This window comes from Burkholderia sp. E168m23 (genome assembly GCF_016586125.1).
GTDB classification, from domain to species: domain Bacteria; phylum Pseudomonadota; class Gammaproteobacteria; order Burkholderiales; family Burkholderiaceae; genus Burkholderia; species Burkholderia orbicola.
In genome coordinates, this window is the sequence record NZ_BCPP01001619.1 from 1 (window position 1) to 711 (window position 711).

The 711-nt window shown below is 71.9% G+C and carries 2 pseudogenes; both read left to right on the plus strand.

The window, feature by feature from the left end:
• Positions 1–268, plus strand: a pseudogene (locus JMF90_RS39255) (efflux transporter periplasmic adaptor subunit); the annotation flags it as partial.
• A gap of 31 nt (positions 269–299) precedes the next feature.
• Positions 300–711, plus strand: a pseudogene (locus JMF90_RS39260) (RND transporter); the annotation flags it as partial.

Consider the following 711-nt stretch of genomic DNA (forward strand, 5'->3'; position numbering starts at 1 on the left):
CGAGATCGTCGCGGGGCTCGCGGCGACCGATCGTGTGATCGACAACCCGGGGGATGCGATCACGGCCGGGGAAGCCGTGAAGATCGTGTCGACTTCGCACGATGCGGCGCCGGTTGCGGCTTCGTCTGCTTCGTCTGCTTCGTCTGCTTCGTCTGCTTCGTCCGCGCAGCCAGCGTCCGCGACCGGTGTGCACAACGTGCCGCCGCTGCGCGCGGCCGGCGTCGCACCTGCTGCGTCGACACCCGCTCCAGCGCCCGCCCGCGGCTGACCCATCGACGACGACTCACGAGATACTTGCCATGCGCCTTCCTCATCCGCTCCCGTTCGCTCGCCGCATCGTCGCGCTCGGCGCCGTCGCCGCACTGACCGCCTGCTCGACGCTGCCGCCCTATTCGCCGCCCGCCGTCGCGGTGCCCGCGCACTACGCGGGCGCACCGGCAGTACCGGCCGCGCAAGCCGGCTGGCACGTCGCGATGCCCGCCGACGACGCCGCGCGCGGCGCATGGTGGACCGTGTTCGGCGACGCCGATCTGAACGCGCTCGAAGCGCGCGTCGACGTGTCGAACCAGACGGTGAAGAAAGCCGTCGCCGACCTGCAACAGGCCCGCGCGATGGTCGACTATCAGCACGCCGGGTTCCTGCCGACGATCACGGCAGGCGCCGCGCAGAGCCGGGCGCGCGTGTCGCAGAACCGGCTCGGCTCGTCGCTCG